This window comes from Nonomuraea sp. NPDC004186 (assembly GCF_053603495.1).
On record NZ_JBSGFQ010000040.1, the window covers coordinates 86768 to 103718 of the forward strand.

A 16951-nucleotide genomic window follows, 5' to 3' on the forward strand; every position below is an offset into this window, starting at 1 on the left:
GAAGTACCGAGATCGCGACGCCCAGCACCGTCCATCCCAGCGTGGAGCGAGCCATCGCCAGTTCGCTGAACGATCAGACAGCGCCTGTGCACGCCAACCGAACACATGCGGGCCAGCCCTTCGGCGGCCATGACGGTGGCGTGCCAGGTGCGGAAATCCTTGGCCGACACCTCGCAGTCGAGCAGGTCGCGCAGATAGCCGTTGATGTCCTCGGCCCGTACGTCCTTCCAGCCTGAACCGTTTCGGTAGCGCAGCAATTCGCCCTCGTGGCCTGTACGCAGGAGTGCGGCCACGACGGCGCTCACCTCGCCGTCGTGAATCTCGATGTCCTGCTGCTTGCCGCCCTTGGCCTCGAAGCGGCACCGCACAACGTCGCCGGTGGACGTGACATGTTCGGCCCTGAGCGTGGCCAGGCCGAAGGAGTCGTACTCAGCCCCGCCGGCCCGTAACGTTCGGCCATCTCGGTGACCCGGTCGAACTTGATCCGGTCCTGCTCCTGCCGCCAGGCGTCGTGATAGCGGGATCGCCGGCGCGCGAATCCTGGTCAGGACGTGGGGGTCTCGCACCTGGCGGCCGTCTGCGTAGTGGTAACTGAACGCGCGGCCACGACGCCGGCGCGTGATTCCGGGTTCTTCCGGGCTGCTGTGTCGCAACGCGGTCATTTCCCATCTGGCCGATACGGCGATGACCATCCGGCATTGCCCCCACATCAAAAACGCCGGACGGCCTTCTCCGTCTGCTCCTAGCCGCCCCTGCCCGGGCAGCGACGGTTCATGCGATCGGTCTGTGCGCATGCAACGGCTTGCCGCTCGCGTGAGAGGGCGTTCCGACTGTCCAGCCCAACGACCGGCCGCCGGCCCAGCTCGGGCGCGCCCAGGCCGGGTCGGTCCTGCGGACGCTCCGCCGGCAGGGGCATGGACGACCAGGCGCAGGTGGATGCGGCCCCCGTATCGGCACAGCCTCATACGAGTAACCGCATCCATCCAGGCAACGCCTCAGCGCTCCTCGCCGTGAAAGCTCTACCGTGCGGGTCGTTTACCGCGAACGCATCGGGTAGCCCACACTCGACAGCCCATCCGAGACCATGCGCCAGTCTCATCTGATCAAGGGAACCGGCGCCCAAACCGATCTGTGCTGTACACGATCGGGATCATCGTCATCGGCCGTCCGGTCGGCGGTCGGCGGTACTGGTTCCGACATCAGGTGAAGCTGCCGGGCCTCGCGCGAGGTTCGACAACAACGCGGTCGCGCGACTCAGCACGGCCAGGAGGGCTCTGCAATGGCACGCGTCGGATACTTTCTGAGCAGCGAGGAGCACGGGCCCAAGGAGCTCGTCCGGCAGTCGAAACTCGCCGAGCAGGCAGGATTCGAAGGCCTGTGGATCTCCGATCATTACCATCCGTGGCTCGACGAACAGGGGCAGAGCCCCTTCGTCTGGTCGACCATAGGAGCGATCGCCGAGGCGGTCACGTTGCCGATCACGACCGCGGTCACCTGCCCTCTCGTACGCATCCATCCCGCCGTCATCGCGCAAGCCGCCGCGACCAGCGCCGTACTGACGGGAGGGCGTTTCCAGCTCGGCGTCGGCACCGGCGAGGCGCTGAACGAGCACATCGTCGAATCCCGCTGGCCGCCGGCGGCCGAACGGCTGGAGATGCTGGAGGAGGCGATCGAGGTGATGCGCCGGCTGTGGAGCGGCGAGCTGACCACCCACCGCGGAAAGCACTATTCCGTCGACAACGCGCGCCTCTACACGCTCCCCGACAACCCGCCGCCCGTCTACATCTCCGGCTTCGGCGAGAAGTCGGTACGGCTGGCCGGGCGGATCGGCGACGGTTACATCTCCACGGGTCCGGACGCCGACCTGGTCAAGCTGTTCCGCGAGTCCGGCGGGGCGGGCAAACCCGCGCAGGGCGGGCTGAAGGTCTGCTACGCCGACGACCAGGCCGCCGCCCGCAAGACCGTGCACCGGCTGTGGCCGACCGAAGGCATCAAGGGCGAAGCCTCCCAACTGCTCCCCCTGCCACGGCATTTCGCGCAGCTGGCGGAGATGGTCAGCGAGGAGGACGCCACCGCCTCGACGCCGTGCGGCCCCGATCCCGAGGTGCACGTCCAGGCGATCCAGAAGTACGTGGATGCCGGGTTCGATGAGGTATATGTCAGCCAGATCGGCACGGAGCAGGACGCCTTCTTCGAGTTCTACGCCCGCGAGGTCCTGCCCCGGCTGCGGTAGCCGTACGCGAGGCGTGGTCCTCCCTGGGAGTGGACTCCTGCCGCCTCCTGCTGCTCAGCGCGTACCGTGCGCAGTATCACTACGGCGGCCAGCGCGGATGCCAGGAGGATCAGCTCTTCGCCGAGCGTGTCGAACGCCCGCTGGTCGAAGTTGATCGAGGAGATGACATTCGGGGTGTGGCGGGCGATCGCGCCGTACGAGTGCCAGGCCCCGCCGAAGCCCGGGAGACGCAGCGCGGCGAGCGCGAACAAGACAGCCAGCCCTGCTCCGGTGGTCAGGAACAGGATGAGGCGGCCGCGGCGGCTCACCGGTCCTCACCGTCGTCCGCCTCGCGGGTGTGGTGCCGGCGGATCGCGTGGATCGCGAGCATCACGATGAGCGGGACGACGACCGTGCCCACACCGGTCTGCGACATCGAGACGTCGGGCGCCCGCAGGACGACGAACAGGATCGCCAGCACCAGGCCGTACCCGGACAGCACGATCGCCTGCCGCGCCGGGTCACGGGTGAAGACCACCGTGGTCGCCATGAACGCGGTCAGCAGGAGCGTGAAGACCGTCAGTCATGGGGTCTCCGTCTCGCGGCGTGCGCCGTCGTGATCACGGTCGCCGGCCCGGTCGCGATCAGCAGGGCCCCCATGACCACCAGCTTGGCGATGTCGTGCCACGACGACCACGGCATCAGTGCCGGCCCGGTGATCACCAGCGGCGCGGCCGGCACCGAGCCGGCCGAGGCGAAGTGCAGGCGCCTGAATCGGTCCGAAGTGAGCAGGAGCCGGATCGCCGCGAACGCGGCCACCACCTCTCGCCCAGATCAGCGCCGCGCTCACAGCGTCCGCCCGAGGAAGCGGGCGTACACGAGGGAGCCGGCGAACGGCATCAGGGCCGCGACGAAGGCCGCATCGAGGTACGCAGGCCGCCCGTACCCGGCGGCCAGCAGCACAAGCACGAGGGTGGCAGCCGGTGCCGCCACGATCAACCCGGTCAGACGATCGATGGGCGTGCCGCGCAGCGTAACCAGCAGCGCGGGCAGGACCGCCGCGGCCAGCAGCGCGAAACGAGCACCGCGAACCCGCGCCGCGCGGCGGCCCGCGTGTCTTCCGGCAGCTGTACCTCGGCGAACTCACCGCGCGGCCGCAGCAGTCGTAGAGCGCCTGTGACGATCTGGACCGGCAGCGGAAGGAGCCATCGCAACCACCGTGCCCGTGGCCGGTACCGTTCGTCGTTGTCAGCGGCCAGCAGCGTCCGCCGGCTCACGACCGCGGCAGCTGCGCCGACCACGACCTCAGGGAACGAAATCGTGGAGATGACCGCGAGGTAGAGCGCGAACAGCACCGCCCAGCCACGTGACTGGTTCGATGGCGTCCCGGCCGCTCATGCGGTGCTCAGCTCTTGCCACGGGTGAACAGTTCCTGCGCCTTGGTCTTCAGACCCTTCTTGACCACGCCGATCGCGTCGGGGTCACCCTTGATGATGGCCTCGGCGACGTCCTTGAGCTGCTCGAAGTCGGTGTGCGGCGGGATCGGCGGGATGTCCGGGTCGCAGTGGACGTCCAGGACGACGGGCCGGTCGGCGGCCAGAGCGCGGTCCCAGGCCGGGCCGATCGCCTCGGGCTTCTCGACCTCGATGCCCTCCAGGTCCAGCGAGCGGGCGAAGCCGGCATAGGACACGTCCGGCAGGGTCTGGGACTCCTCGAACTTGGGCGCGCCGCCCATGGCCCGCAGTTCCCAGGTGACCTGGTTCAGGTCGTTGTTGTGCAGGACTGCCACGATCAGGCGCGGATCGGCCCACTGGGAGGCATACCGCTTGATCGTGATGAGCTCGGCCAGCCCGTTCATCTGCATGGCGCCGTCGCCGACGAAGGCGATGACGGGCCGGTCGGGGTGGCCGAACTTCGCGCCGATCGCGTACGGCACGCCCGGCCCCATCGTGGCCAGCGTCCCCGACAGCGAGCCGCGCACGCCGGCGCGGATCTTCAGGTCGCGCGCATACCAGTTCGCGGCCGAACCGGAGTCGGCGGTCACGATGGCGTTCTGCGGCAGCCGCGAGTTCAGCTCCCAGAACAGCAGCATCGGGTTGATCGGGTCGGCCTCCACCCTGGCCTGGCGTTCGACCGTGCTCCACCAGCGCGCGACGTTCCCCTCCACGGTGTCGCGCCACGACCGATCCTGTTTGCGGTTCAGGCGCGGGATCAGCTCCCGCAGCGTCTCGGCGGCGTCGCCGACGAGGTTGACCTCGGTCGGGTAGCGCATGCCGATCATGCGGCCGTCGAGGTCGATCTGCACCCCGCGCGCCTCGCCGAAGGGCGGCAGGAACTGCGTGTACGGGAAGTTGGACCCGACGATCAGCAGCGTGTCGCAGTCGCGCATGAGCTCATAAGAGGGCCGGGTGCCGAGCAGGCCGATGGACCCGGTGACGTACGGCAGATCGTCCGGCAGCACGTCCTTGCCGAGCAGCGCCTTGGCCACCCCGGCCCCGGTCAGCTCGGCGACCTCGACGACCTCCGGGGCGGCCGCGCGGGCCCCCTGGCCGACCAGGATCGCCACCTTCGACCCGGCGTTGAGGACCTCGGCCGCCCGGCCGATCTCCTCCTCCGGTGCGCGGGTCACCGGCGGCGTGTAGCCGGGCGCCGACGACGGCACGTTCTTGAACGCGTGGCCGGGCGGCTCGTAGGGCTCCTCCTGCAGGTCGGAGGGGATGATCACGGCGGTCGGAGCGCGCTCGGCGACGGCGATGCGCATCGCGCGGTCGATGAGGTTGGGCAGCTGCGCCGGGACGGTCGCCATCTGCACGTACGCGCTCGCGACGTCCTTGAACAGGCTCAGCAGGTCCACCTCCTGCTGGTAGTTGCCACCCATCGCGCTGCGGGCCGTCTGCCCGACGATCGCCACGACCGGGACGTGGTCGAGTTTGGCGTCGTACAGGCCGTTCAGCAGGTGGATCGCGCCGGGTCCGCTGGTCGCCAGGCACACCCCGGGTTTGCCGGTGAACTTGGCGTATCCGACGGCCTGGAACGCGGACATCTCCTCGTGCCGGGACTGGACGAACCGCGGGCGGTCCTCGGCGCGTCCCAGCGCCGCGATGATCCCGTTGATGCCGTCGCCCGGATAGCCGAACAGGTGCTCCACACCCCACTGACGCAGGCGCAGGAGCAGATAATCGGCGACGGTAGGAGCCATGACCAGGTCCTCCCTGCGATAGCGGCTTTCCCCAGGCCCTGCCCGGGCCACAAGATTGAAACCGGGGTGCCGGGTAGTCGGTCCGGCATGTCCGCAACGCTTCAACGTGATCTCGCGGCGCGGGTGGACGGCGAAGTACGGTTCGACGCAGGATCGCGCGCGGCGTACGCCCACGACGCCTCCAATTACCGGCAGGTGCCGAGGTCTCCCGCAAGCCGAGCCGGCAAAGCGCCACCTCGCACCCAGAAAGGTTCCCCAGCAGGCGCGACCGCTCAAAGCTCGCCCCGCACCCACCCAAGGTCGAGCTCCTTGACGGGACCCTTTGCCGACTCACCATGACATGACCGGCTTCAAGGAGTTCGCAACGATTAGGCCTAAGGCATAGCGGGAAGTCCAAGTTCCGTCCCCCCGGCAGCCGTCGGGAGGGAACGTGTCGTGGCCAAGATCGAGCAGCAGCCGGAGCCCACGACCCCCGTCCAGGTCAGCCACCGGACCAGGGCCGGGCAGTTGATCACCTCGTGGCTGTCCACCACCGATCACAAGGTGGTCGGGTATCTCTACCTCTCGACCAGCTTCATCTTCTTCCTCCTGGCCGGGATCATGGCGATGGTGATCCGCGCCGAGCTGCTCGCTCCGGGACTGCAGGTCGTCACGGCAGAGCAGTTCAACCAGCTCTTCAGCATTCACGGCACGATCATGCTGCTGCTGTTCGCGACTCCGCTCTTCGGCGGGTTCGCCAACTTCGTCATGCCCTTGCAGATCGGCGCCCCGGACGTCGCCTTCCCCCGGCTGAACATGGTCGGTTACTGGTTGTTCCTGTTCGGCGGACTCATAGTGATCAGCGGCTTCATCCTGCCCGGCGGCGCCGCCCCGTTCGGCTGGACCGCCTACACCCCGCTGTCCACGGCGGAGTTCACCCCCGGCCCCAACATCGGCGGCGACCTGTGGGTGATGGGCCTGGCACTCAGCGGGCTGGGCACCATCCTCGCCTCCGTCAACTTCATCACCACCATCATCTGCATGCGAGCGCCGGGCATGACCATGTTCCGGATGCCGATCTTCACCTGGAACACCCTGCTGACCAGCATGATGGTCTTGATAGCGTTCCCGGTGCTGGCGGCGGCGCTGCTGGTGCTGGAGTCGGACCGCAAGCTCGGCACCCACGTCTTCGACGCGGCCAGCGGCGGCGCGATCCTGTGGCAGCACCTGTTCTGGTTCTTCGGCCACCCCGAGGTGTACATCATCGCGCTGCCGTTCTTCGGCATCGTGACCGAGGTGATCCCGGTCTTCAGCCGTAAACCGCTCTTCGGCTACCTCGGCATGATCGGCGCCACCATCGCCATCGCCGGACTGTCGATGACCGTGTGGGCCCACCACATGTTCGTCACCGGGCAGGTGCTCCTGCCGTTCTTCTCCTTCATGACGTTCCTCATCGCGGTCCCGACCGGGGTGAAGTTCTTCAACTGGACCGGCACCATGTGGCGCGGCCATCTGTCCTTCGAGTCGCCGATGCTGTTCTCCGTCGGCTTCCTCCTGACATTCCTGTTCGGCGGCCTCACCGGCGTCATCCTGGCCTCGCCGCCGCTCGACTTCCACATCAGCGACACCTACTTCGTCGTCGCCCACTTCCACTACACGGTCTTCGGCACCGTGGTCTTCGCGATGTTCTCCGGTTTCTACTTCTGGTGGCCGAAGATGACCGGCCGGATGCTCAACGACAGGTTGGGCAAGCTGCACTTCTGGCCGCTGTTCATCGGCTTCCACACCACGTTCCTCATCCAGCACTGGCTCGGCGTGCTCGGCTTCCCGCGCCGGTACGCCGACTACAGCCCGGCCGACGGATTCACCACGCTCAACGCGATCTCCTCGGTCGGCGCGTTCCTGCTCGGCGCCTCGACCCTGGTGTTCCTCTACAACATCTACTGGACGCACCGCCACGCCCCCAAAGTGAGCGTGGACGACCCATGGGGCTTCGGGAACTCTCTGGAGTGGGCCACGTCCTGCCCGCCACCGCGGCACAACTTCACCTTCCTCCCCCGCATCGGTACCGAACGCCCGGCCTTCGACCTGCACCACCCGTACACCGGCCAACCACAACTGCCCGCCGAACCGCAGGCGGAGGTCCCGCCGCCATGACCGGCCACCTCATTCCGCCTGCCACCCATGGTCAGCACAGGCGATGGGGCGGCAAGAGCGGTACCGGTTGCCGTGCTGGCCCTCGCCCTGGGTTCGGGTGCGCGTGCCGCTCTTGTACTGACCAGCGGCTAACTGGCGGCCGGTGGCGGTCGCAGGCATCGTGACGCGGCGCCGGGTCGCGCACATGAAGAAAGAGGTCACCGGCGCCACCGACCTGGCACGGCAAGTCTCCGCTCGCACTGCGGCCGAGAGACCATGAACTCATGTGACGAGGCCGGCCTCCTGCCCGGGCCGAGCCGTCAGAACACGACGCAACCCGGCACGTGCACGTTTCAGCCCCTGTCAGTGGGAACAAGGGCGAGGAGGCTCCGCCCGCGTCCCTGGCGCTGTGACTACAGGTGACGCGGTGGCGGGGCCCATGCCAACCGCACGCCAACCACGAGGGAGGCTGTCATGGGCACGCAGCAGGACATGATCGAGGTCCTCGTCATCGACCACCGCGAGGTCGAGGAGATGTTCACCCAGCTCGAACGGATGACCGGGGACGGCGGTGAGCAGGCCAAGACGCTGGCCGAGAAAGTGGTCATCGAGCTGGTACGGCACTCTGTTGCCGAGGAGGAGTACCTCTACCCGACCGTACGCGAACACGTGCACGGCGGCGGCAAGCTGGCCGATCAGGAGATCGCCGAGCACGCCGACGCGGAAGAGACGATGAAGCGGCTGGAGGCGCTGGAGCCGGGCCAGGCCGACTTCTGGCCCACCATGCAACTCCTGATGGGCCAGATCCGGGCACATATCCAGGAGGAGGAGAACGACCTGTTCCCACGCCTCCGCGAGGCGTGCCCGGCCGATCAGCTGATCGAGCTGGGCGGCAAGGTGGAGCGGGCCAAGAAGATGGCCCCCACGCGGCCGCACCCGTCCGCGCCGGACACCCCGCCCGCCAACAAGTTGCTGGCGCCAGGCGCAGGACTGGTGGACCGCATCCGAGACCTCCTCACCGGCCGGGGACGTTCCTGACAGACTCACGCGAGGGCAAGAACCACGCGGATCACGAACGGCCGATTCGAGCCCGGCAGGGCACAGACCTGGTTACCACCGGTGCCCTGCCTTGATGGGCATCCATCACTGGACCGCGACGGCTCTGCGCCTGCAGAAAACCATATCCATGCACGTCAATCAGGCTCTGCATCATTTTCGAAGCGACTACAAGTTCTGCTGGCGAGCAGACGCACATCGCCTACCGATGGCTGCTCGATGGTTGCTCGTACGCGTTCGATCTGCCGTGGGGCTGGGGCCTCGTCACGAAATCCTGACCCTACACAGCAGTGTCGAGATCGGGAACAAATGGCGCATAATGGCGATGGTCCAGAACGCATGGTTGCTCGGGTGTACGTGATATGGGGCGGCATCCATCGTCACTTCCCGGCACGATGACAGGGATGATCTCGGACACAGCGATAGAAAACGTCATCCCGCGACACTGAGCGACACCAATCAAGCCGACTTTTAATCCGTAGGTTCCGGGTTCGAGCCCCGGGTACCACTCCACACCCCATCCGACCTGGGATTTCTTGTTTTCCATGGACCCGAACCGGAAGAGGTTTGGTCGTGGCAGCAGTCACGCGGCGACGCTTTGATCCGGAGTTCCGGGCCGGGGCGCTGCGTATCGTCAAGGAGACCGGCAAGCCCGTGGCTCAGGTGGCGCGAGATCTGGGGATCAGCCCATACACGCTCCACAATTGGGTGCAGATGGATCGGCTCGCCAAGCAGTACAACGGCGGCGGCGACGGGAGCGGAACGCTGGAGGAGTCCGAGCAGGAGGAGCTGGCGCGGCTGCGGCGGGAGAAGGCCGAGCTGGTCAAGCAGCACGCCCAGGACAAAGCAGCGTGGGAGAAGGAACGCGCCGAGCTGGAAGGCGAGCGTGACGGGCTCAAGCGCTCCGTGGTCTTGGGGGTCAAAGAGGCGATGGGCCGATAAGCGTGGCGGCCTTCATCAGCTCCCAGAAGACCGAGCACGGCATCGACCACGTCACCTCCTGCCGGGCGTTAGGGGTGTCGCAGTCCTGGTTCTACAAGTGGAAGAACCGCATCGGCCAGGACGCGCCGACTGCCCGCGAATGCCGGCGGGCCAGCTTGGACGCGGAGATCACCCGCCTGTTCGAGGCCTCCGGCGGAACCTACGGCTCGCCCCGGATCACGCGTGACCTGCATGAAGTGGGCTGGCGGGTATCAGAGAACACCGTCGCGGCACGCATGTACGAGCTCGGTTTGGCCGGCCGGAAACATCGCAAGTCGCGGGCGTTGACCCGGCAGGGCAAGCGGCCGGCCGCCCCGGATCTGGTCCGGCGGAAGTTCACCGCGCCTGCTCCGGACGTGCTGTGGTGCGGCGATGTGACCGTGATCGACACCGGCGAGGGCAAGCTGTATCTGGCCACGGTCGAGGACCTGTTCTCCCGCTGGCTGCTCGGCTACGCCATGTCCGAGCATCACGATGCCGCGCTGACCTGCGCCTCACTGCAGATGGCCGTCGCCACTCGCGGCGGCGACGTGGACGGGGTGATCTTCCACTCGGACCGCGGCTCGGAGTACACCGCGGCCCGCTACCAGGACCTATGTCGGCGCCTGGGCGTGGTCCAGTCGATGGGGCGGGTCGGCTGCGCGCTCGACAACGCAGCGGCCGAGGCGCTCAACAGCACGCTCAAGGTCGAGTACGTGCACCGCCACCGGTTCCGCACCAGGGCGGAGGCTCGTCTAAAGATTGCGACCTGGATCGCGGACTTCTACAACATCACCCGGCGGCACAGTGCCAACGACGGCTTGGCGCCCGTCACATTCGAGCGTCACATGATCGAGAAGAGGAAAGCCTCATCGGTCCTGCTGAGGACCGCTGTGGCATAGGGCCGTCTCCACGTTTTCAGGGGATTGACACACCGCCACCGCCAGGACTCTGCGGACCGTCCCCTCCCCTACCCGATACCCAAGACCAAGAAGCTCGCCCTTGATGCGCCGATGCCCCCAGCGTGGATTCTCCCGCGCCAGCCGGACGATCAGATCACGGATCTCTTCGGAGACCGAGGGCTGGCCCTGCTTGGCGGGGTAGGTCCACTTCTTCTTGACCAGCCTGCGGTGCCAGGCGAGCAACGTGCCGGGCGTCACTATGCGATGCAGTCGGAGGCGAGCAGGTAACAGCCTGGCCAGCGCGGCCAGCAGCGCTCGATCAGCCCGGTCCGGCCCGGGCTGGACGACCTGGCGACGCAGCACCGCGACCTCGTGCCGCAACACCAAGATCTCCACCTCTTTGGAGGCGCTGTTCCGAGTGAGCAGCACCAGCCAGCCGAACACCCTGATCACCAGCAGATACAGAAGCCGAAACAAAACGAGAGACGAGCCTAAGACCAGGTCAGGCCCCTCAGCTCCAGTTTCTGGCACCGGACACACACACGAGGCCAGCCAACTTACGGATAGAACCCTCAGACGGTCAAGAGAAGACTCGGTAAAAGGCTCCGGACAGTCGTTAGGGCCGCTTTCCACTGGCTGCGTCAAATGTCGACCAAGCCGTCACCCGGTGCCTACACCTGTGGATTTTTTGTCCAACCGACAGGGGAATTAGCTCTGTCCAGGATGGAAGGGCGGGTGAGCATGCGATTCTCCGCCAGCATGACATGGTGACCAAGATATTGATCAAACCATGTCCTCGAGGACGCTGATCTGCTGGGGCCACGTTCAACATGCAAGCTGTCCCGCTGGTAATGCCGGGCAGCGCGTTCTACCGTGATTACCGAGAAACAGTGCGTAAGGGGTGGGGCATGGATCCGATCGTGCTGGCTGCGGGGACGGCTTTAGTGACGGCGATGGCCACTGATGCCTGGCAGCAGGCTCGTGCTGGAGCGGTCGCCCTGTGGCGGCGGTTCCGCCCTGATCAGGCTGACGCAGTGGAGATTGAACTGGCCGAGGTCCGTACGCAAGTGCTGGCCGCCCGCTGCGACGGCGATGACGACACCGAGCGCGCGCTGGCGGGCTCCTGGCAGGTGCGGCTGGCCCAGCTACTGCGCGCCGATCCCGCCCTGGCCGAGGAACTGCGGCGGGTCTTGGACGAAGACCTCACTCCGGTGCTGCCTCAGGCCGAACAGGAACAGATCGCCTCCATCGTGATGAAGGCGACCGCCAGCGGGCATGGCCGGGTATATCAGGCCGGTCGCGACCAGCACATCACCGACCGGTGACCGGTACGCCGGAAGAGCCATTCCAGAACTGGAATGGTCCCATGGGTGTGCCGAACAAGCTGGATCCGCAGCAACCGGAAGCCGATTCGGACGGTGAGGGGGTTCACCTGGAGGCGCACGCCTCCGGTCAGGCCCGCATTCACCAAGCGGGCAGGGATCAGCATTTCCACTACGGTGAGGGTCTGCATACGCGGCGACGCACCGTGCCCGGCGCTCTGGCGCCGGAATGCCCCTATCCGGGGCTGGCCGCCTTCGGACGGCACCAGGCACGCTGGTTCTTCGGCCGCGCTGGCTTGATCGCTGAACTGCTCGCCCGCCTCGACCTCCGCCTGAACAAAGGCGGAATACAGGCGGTGGTCGCGCCCTCCGGGGCCGGCAAATCCTCGCTGCTGCAAGCTGGATTGCTGCCCAAGCTGGCCCACGCCGCTCTGCCTGGCTCGGACAGGTGGCCGACACTGGTGTTCACTCCCACGGCCGACCCCATTGAGGCATTGGCCGCCCAGCTCTGCACGCTCACCGGTACAGGCACCGCTCGGATGGTCGAAGAGCTGACCACAGATCCACAAAGATGCGTGACCATGCTGCGGCAGGCACTGCGCGAGCACACCAGCGCGGAGGACGCTCCAGAGCCGCGGATCCTGGTGGTGGCAGACCAGTTCGAGGAACTGTTTACCCAGTGCACCGACGAGCGGCAGCAGGGCGTGTTCATCGACCTGCTCACCCAGCTCGCGAGCTCACCAGCGGACGTCGCCACCGCAACGCGACCTGTGGCGTTGGTCGTAGCAGGACTACGGGCCGACTTCTACGCCGTCTGTGTCGGCTATCCGCAACTGCGGTCAGCATTGCAAGACAGTCCGTTACTGGTCGGCTCGATGTCGCAGGCGGAGTTACGCGAGGCTATCGTCTATCCCGCCCAGGATGTGGGACTTGAGATCGAGCCGGGGCTGGTCGAGCTGCTGTTGCGCGATTTGGGCATCACGGCTGACACCGGCGAAGCGCAAGCGGCCGGCTATGAGCCGGGCCGGCTTCCGCTGCTGGCCCACGCTTTGCGGACCAGTTGGCAGCAACGGCACGGCGCCACCTTGACGGTGGAGGGATACCAGATCACTGGCGGTATCCACCGCGCCATTGCCACCACTGCCGATCACGTTTTCGCTGGTTTGACAGCCGACGGCCAGGCGATGGCCCGGACGATGTTCCTGCGACTTATCAAGATCGGAGATGGCACCCAAGACACCCGTCGGCGTCTGTCCCGCTCCGAATTGGTGGACGCCAGCGCCGATCCGTCTACCGCCGCGGCGGTAGTGGACGCCTTCACCGCTGCTCGGCTGCTCACCCAGCACCACGACACCATCGAGATCACTCATGAGGCCCTTCTACGCGGCTGGCCCCAGCTACGATCCTGGATCGAGGCCGACCACGGCTTCCTGCTCGTACGCCAAGAACTCAGCGATGACACCGCCGAATGGCTCAGGTTCGGGCGGGATCCCGCGTTCCTCTACAGTGATACCCGTCTCGCCCGTGCTCTCGAAGCTGTGGACGACGGCGGTCTGGACGATCTGGCGCCGGCCGAGAAGAGCTTTGTCGAGGAGAGCAGAAGGCGTCAAAAACGCCGTATCCGGACCGTCTACCAGATCATCGCGACCTTGACGGTATTTCTCCTCGTCGCGGTCGTAGCCACCGTGGCCGCGATCAACGAGGCGAGCCGCACGACCGAGCAAAGGGACATCGCCAACAAGCAACGCGACGGTGCACTCTCGCGCCACTTTGCCGATGTGGCGAAGAGCACGCCGGATCCGTCGCTCAAAGCCCAGCTCAGCCTGGCCGCCTACCGATTCGCCGACACCCCAGCCGCGCGTGCTGCGCTGTTATCCACCCTGGACTCGCCCACAGCCACCAGCCTTGCTGCGCACGCCAGCAGCGCGTCGGACATCTGGTTTCGCGCTGATCGGCCGCTGATGCTGTCCTCAGCGGACGACGGGGTGCTGCGCGTTTGGGACACGACGAACATCAAGGCGCCTGCCCTTCTCGCCACCTTGGGCGGAGACGACAAACCCATCTGGCAAGCAGCAGTCAGCCCAGTGTCACCGATCATGGTCACGGTCACGTCGAACCTCGTCGTCCAGCTATGGGACCTCAGCGATCCCGCTCACCCGGTACCAGGAGGCACCTTCAACGGCAGGGACCGTTACATCAACGGTGTCGTCATCAGCCGCGATGGACGGACCATGGCATACGCCACCACCGGGAGAGTGGCGTACGTCGTGGATATCAGGGATATTCATCGCCCCAAGCTGCTCAGCTCGCTGAAGCCGTGGAAGTTTGGCTTCCATGGGATGTCGCTCAGCCCAGATGGGAAGACGCTGGCGATCCCTTCGACGCGTGGGCTTGACCTGTGGGATCTGACCAACCCCCAGCGACCCAAGCGCTGGTCGAAGTTAGAGGCGGACGATCCGCTTCCATCGAAGGTGGATCTCTCCGACGACGGCAGGAGCGCCATCGCCTACGACGGAGACACCATCCAGTATCTTGACCTGTCCCGCCCCACGCGTCCCGTCCGCAAGGTCGCCAAGAACGTCCACGACTTCAACGCTAGTGCCGTGAGTCCGAACCGTGAGATCGCCGCCCTCGCCTCCACCGACGGGAAGCTTCGGCTGTGGGATCTTGCAGACGCTTCCCACCCGAAACCGTTGGCCGATTTCCGGGGGAGCGGGGATGCCCTGCAGTCGGTGGCATTCACCCCCGACGGACGCACCCTCGCCGCTGGCTCGAACGACGGCACGATCCGCTTTTGGGTTTTGGACCAGCTCGTCAAGCCGCGCCCCGCGGCGCGCCTGGGGATCCCCTCGGCCAAGCTCGCGCGTACGGCCATCGCGCCGGGCAGGAAGCTCGCGGCGACCCTCGACGAAAGCGGGACGCTGCGCATCTGGGACATCGCTCGGCTCTCGTCTCCTGTCCTGCTGGCCACGCGCAAAAGCGGCGAGCTCCGTGGGCTGTATCGATTCGAGTTCGCTGCCGAAGAGCAAACCCTTTTCATGGTCGACATTTACGGAGAGCTGCGAACCTGGCAGTTGACCGACTCCACACGGCCTGAAGAACGCCTGCTGTTCAAAGGCGACAAGACACTCGTGAGCAACACGCTCATGCTGAGTTCTGATGGCCGCATGGTCGCTTTCGGGACGAACCTCATCGTCCACGTGTTCGAAGTCCGCGTCTCCGGCCCTCCCGCACATCGGGGCAGCCTGGAAACCGACAACGGGTATCCTTACAGCGTCGTCGAGTTCACGCCAAACTCCCGCATCGTCGTCGGCGGCACGGGAGGAAAACCAGGCACCGGCACATACGGCGGTGGCATGAGTGTCCTGCTGTGGAGCCTGGCCAAGATGCCGGCGCAGAGGCAGAACAGCGATATCGAAGTGGACCAGACTGCCACAGCGATCGCCTTCACCCGGGACAGCCACATCATGGCCGTGGCCACCGTTGACAAGATCGTTCGTCTTTTCGACATTAGGAATCCAGCTCGTCCAACCTTCCTATCGGATGTCGAGGCCGACGTAGAATCCGTAAACGGGCTAACCTTCAGTCCCGACGGACGCTATCTCGCGGCCGCCACGGGTAGCCGGATCCACCTGTGGGACGTCAGCGATCCCCTCGTACCGGACAGTATTGATCCGCTATCGGTCCACTCCGGTCACATCCAGCAGGTGGAGTTCACCCCTAATAGCGGAGCGGTGATGACGGCCACAGCGGATGGCACCGTGAGCGCATGGCAGCTCGACCACCACACGGCCATCAGCCAGATCTGCTCCCAGGTTGGCGGCCTTACCCCAGAACAGTGGAAGCGTTTGATCCCCGACGCCGCCTATCGCCCACAGTGCTGGTGAGCAGTCACGGGTGAGAGATTGCAATTCTGTTGGAAAGAAATCCTGATAATTCCGTGGCCCGCCGACGTGCACCCGCGGCGCTGGAAGACGCGAAACGCCATGGATGGCCAAGGGGTTTCAAAGCCCGAAGCACAAGCGAAGAGTCGCGTGTATCGAGCAGCGGAGATTCCCCCCGCCGAGAATTACATCCAAGCAGATCAAGCGGCATGTGAGTACTCGTGGAAGACCCCGCCAAGCCGGTCCCGCCGACGTATGTTCAGGTCGACGATTCGCGTCGGATTCGTGATCGGGTCCGAAACGGCGCGTTGCGGACCCGCTTGATCCAGGGCTTGATGAGCACGGTGCCGGTTGTAGAACTGTTCGTACTCACGCAGGGCGTACTGTAGGTGGCGTTCGTTTCCCACAGCAGGCAGCGGTCGAGCAGCTCACGGCGGCGCGACTGCACCCACCGCTCCATGACCGCGTTCATCCGTGGCACCCGGATCGCGGTGAGAACGGTACGGATACCGGCCTCGGCCAGGATCTCGTCCATGAGGCTGGGGAACTTCCCGTCTCGGTCCCGGATCAGGTAGCGGGCCCGACAACCGACCTCTTCCCGGTCCATCACGAGATTCTTCATCACCTGGACGACCCAGCTCGCGGTCGGATGGGCGGTGGTACCCAGCACGCGGACGCGCCTGCTGGCGTGCTCGATGACAGCCAGGATGTACTGGCGCTGCCCAGCGAGGGTGACGGTCTCGATGAAGTCGCAAGCCGGCAGCGCATCGGCTTGGGAGCGCAAGAAGTCGGCCCACGAGGTGGAGGCCCGATCGGGGCCAGGTCAAGCCCTTCCTGCTTAAGAATGTCCCAGACCGTGGAGGACGCGACCGCGATGCCGAGCGCGGCCAACTCACCATGCACTCGCCGATATCCCCAGGACGGGTTCTCCCGGACCAGGCGCAGGATGAGCGTGCGGATGGAGCGGGCCGTGGGCGGGCGCCCCGCCCGCTTCGGCCGACACATGCCAGCACGACGCCGTCTCATCAGATCGCGGTGCCGGCGCAGGACGGTATCCGGCCGGACGAGAAGCCGCAGCCGGCGCAAGACCTCGCGGGGTAGCGACGTCAGCAGGGCGGCGAGGAAGGCACGGTCCTCGGGAGCGAATCTCACCCTGGCGTCGGCGCCGAGCTGCCGTTCGAGAACGGTGATTCGGTGACGCAGGGTGAGGTGAGTAGCCGGGGGGAGTTTCACCCCCCGGCTCTCTCAGAACCGGACGTGAACCTCGCAGCTCATCCGGCTCCCATTGCCCAGCCATCAGG

At 66.2% G+C, this 16951-nt stretch carries 15 protein-coding genes and 1 pseudogene; 7 read left to right on the forward strand and 9 right to left on the reverse strand.

All coding sequences use genetic code 11. From position 1 onward, the window contains the following. Window positions 1-116: 116 nt before the first annotated feature. Window positions 117-983 (reverse strand): annotated as a pseudogene (locus ACWEPL_RS29970) (hypothetical protein); the annotation flags it as partial. 296 nt (window positions 984-1279) lie between these two features. Between ACWEPL_RS29970 and ACWEPL_RS29975 the strand changes: the two are divergent. Continuing rightward, the gene (locus ACWEPL_RS29975; RefSeq protein ID WP_452438122.1) at window positions 1280-2233 is read left to right on the forward strand and encodes an LLM class F420-dependent oxidoreductase; all 954 of its coding nucleotides are present in this window, start codon (window positions 1280-1282) and stop codon (window positions 2231-2233) included. Here ACWEPL_RS29975 and ACWEPL_RS29980 read toward each other — a convergent pair. Genes ACWEPL_RS29980 through ACWEPL_RS30005 form a run of 6 tightly spaced genes read right to left on the reverse strand, consistent with a single transcriptional unit; the run spans window position 2200 to window position 5411 of the window. Beyond that, a complete protein-coding gene (locus ACWEPL_RS29980; protein ID WP_452438123.1) occupies window positions 2200-2541 on the reverse strand; it encodes a hypothetical protein in 342 nt (113 codons plus the stop codon). The genes ACWEPL_RS29975 and ACWEPL_RS29980 overlap by 34 nt on opposite strands. Further along, on the reverse strand, window positions 2538-2762 hold the full coding sequence (locus tag ACWEPL_RS29985) for a DUF4040 domain-containing protein (RefSeq protein ID WP_452438124.1): 225 nt from the start codon (window positions 2760-2762) through the stop codon (window positions 2538-2540). Before ACWEPL_RS29985 ends, ACWEPL_RS29980 begins: the two co-directional genes overlap by 4 nt. A 29-nt stretch (window positions 2763-2791) precedes the next feature. Next, on the reverse strand, window positions 2792-3031 hold the full coding sequence (locus tag ACWEPL_RS29990) for a monovalent cation/H(+) antiporter subunit G (protein WP_452438125.1): 240 nt from the start codon (window positions 3029-3031) through the stop codon (window positions 2792-2794). Between the two features lie 27 nt (window positions 3032-3058). Continuing rightward, the gene (locus tag ACWEPL_RS29995; protein WP_452438126.1) at window positions 3059-3205 is read right to left on the reverse strand and encodes an MrpF/PhaF family protein; all 147 of its coding nucleotides are present in this window, start codon (window positions 3203-3205) and stop codon (window positions 3059-3061) included. Window positions 3206-3216: 11 nt separating this feature from the next. Continuing rightward, window positions 3217-3567: a hypothetical protein gene (locus ACWEPL_RS30000; RefSeq protein WP_452438127.1), complete on the reverse strand. Its 351-nt coding sequence runs from the start codon at window positions 3565-3567 to the stop codon at window positions 3217-3219. A gap of 50 nt (window positions 3568-3617) precedes the next feature. Then, on the reverse strand, window positions 3618-5411 hold the full coding sequence (locus ACWEPL_RS30005) for a thiamine pyrophosphate-requiring protein (protein ID WP_452438128.1): 1794 nt from the start codon (window positions 5409-5411) through the stop codon (window positions 3618-3620). A gap of 444 nt (window positions 5412-5855) precedes the next feature. On the opposite strand from ACWEPL_RS30005, the gene ctaD reads away from it, so the two are divergent. The 4 genes from ctaD to ACWEPL_RS30025 all read left to right on the forward strand — a co-directional run bounded on the left by ctaD (window position 5856) and on the right by ACWEPL_RS30025 (window position 10444). Further along, a complete protein-coding gene (ctaD, locus tag ACWEPL_RS30010) occupies window positions 5856-7547 on the forward strand; it encodes an aa3-type cytochrome oxidase subunit I (RefSeq protein ID WP_452438137.1) in 1692 nt (563 codons plus the stop codon). A gap of 453 nt (window positions 7548-8000) precedes the next feature. Beyond that, window positions 8001-8564 (forward strand): hemerythrin domain-containing protein, encoded by a 564-nt coding sequence (locus tag ACWEPL_RS30015; protein WP_452438129.1) that lies wholly within the window; start codon window positions 8001-8003, stop codon window positions 8562-8564. Window positions 8565-9155: 591 nt separating this feature from the next. Then, on the forward strand, window positions 9156-9524 hold the full coding sequence (locus ACWEPL_RS30020; protein ID WP_452438130.1) for a transposase: 369 nt from the start codon (window positions 9156-9158) through the stop codon (window positions 9522-9524). A gap of 2 nt (window positions 9525-9526) precedes the next feature. After that, window positions 9527-10444, forward strand: coding sequence for an IS3 family transposase (locus ACWEPL_RS30025; RefSeq protein ID WP_452438131.1), 918 nt, complete (start codon window positions 9527-9529; stop codon window positions 10442-10444). On the opposite strand, the gene ACWEPL_RS30030 is transcribed toward ACWEPL_RS30025, so the two are convergent. After that, window positions 10412-10888: a hypothetical protein gene (locus ACWEPL_RS30030; protein WP_452438132.1), complete on the reverse strand. Its 477-nt coding sequence runs from the start codon at window positions 10886-10888 to the stop codon at window positions 10412-10414. The two genes, ACWEPL_RS30025 and ACWEPL_RS30030, sit on opposite strands and share 33 nt — an antisense overlap. Window positions 10889-11352: 464 nt before the next feature. Between ACWEPL_RS30030 and ACWEPL_RS30035 the strand changes: the two genes are divergently transcribed. Continuing rightward, on the forward strand, window positions 11353-11769 hold the full coding sequence (locus tag ACWEPL_RS30035) for a hypothetical protein (protein ID WP_363985719.1): 417 nt from the start codon (window positions 11353-11355) through the stop codon (window positions 11767-11769). After that, on the forward strand, window positions 11766-15653 hold the full coding sequence (locus tag ACWEPL_RS30040; protein ID WP_452438133.1) for an nSTAND1 domain-containing NTPase: 3888 nt from the start codon (window positions 11766-11768) through the stop codon (window positions 15651-15653). The genes ACWEPL_RS30035 and ACWEPL_RS30040 overlap by 4 nt, the downstream gene beginning before the upstream one ends. A gap of 256 nt (window positions 15654-15909) precedes the next feature. Here the strand turns inward: ACWEPL_RS30040 and ACWEPL_RS30045 are convergent, their stop codons facing one another. Next, on the reverse strand, window positions 15910-16434 hold the full coding sequence (locus tag ACWEPL_RS30045) for a hypothetical protein (protein ID WP_452438134.1): 525 nt from the start codon (window positions 16432-16434) through the stop codon (window positions 15910-15912). Between the last annotated feature and the right edge of the window lie 517 nt (window positions 16435-16951).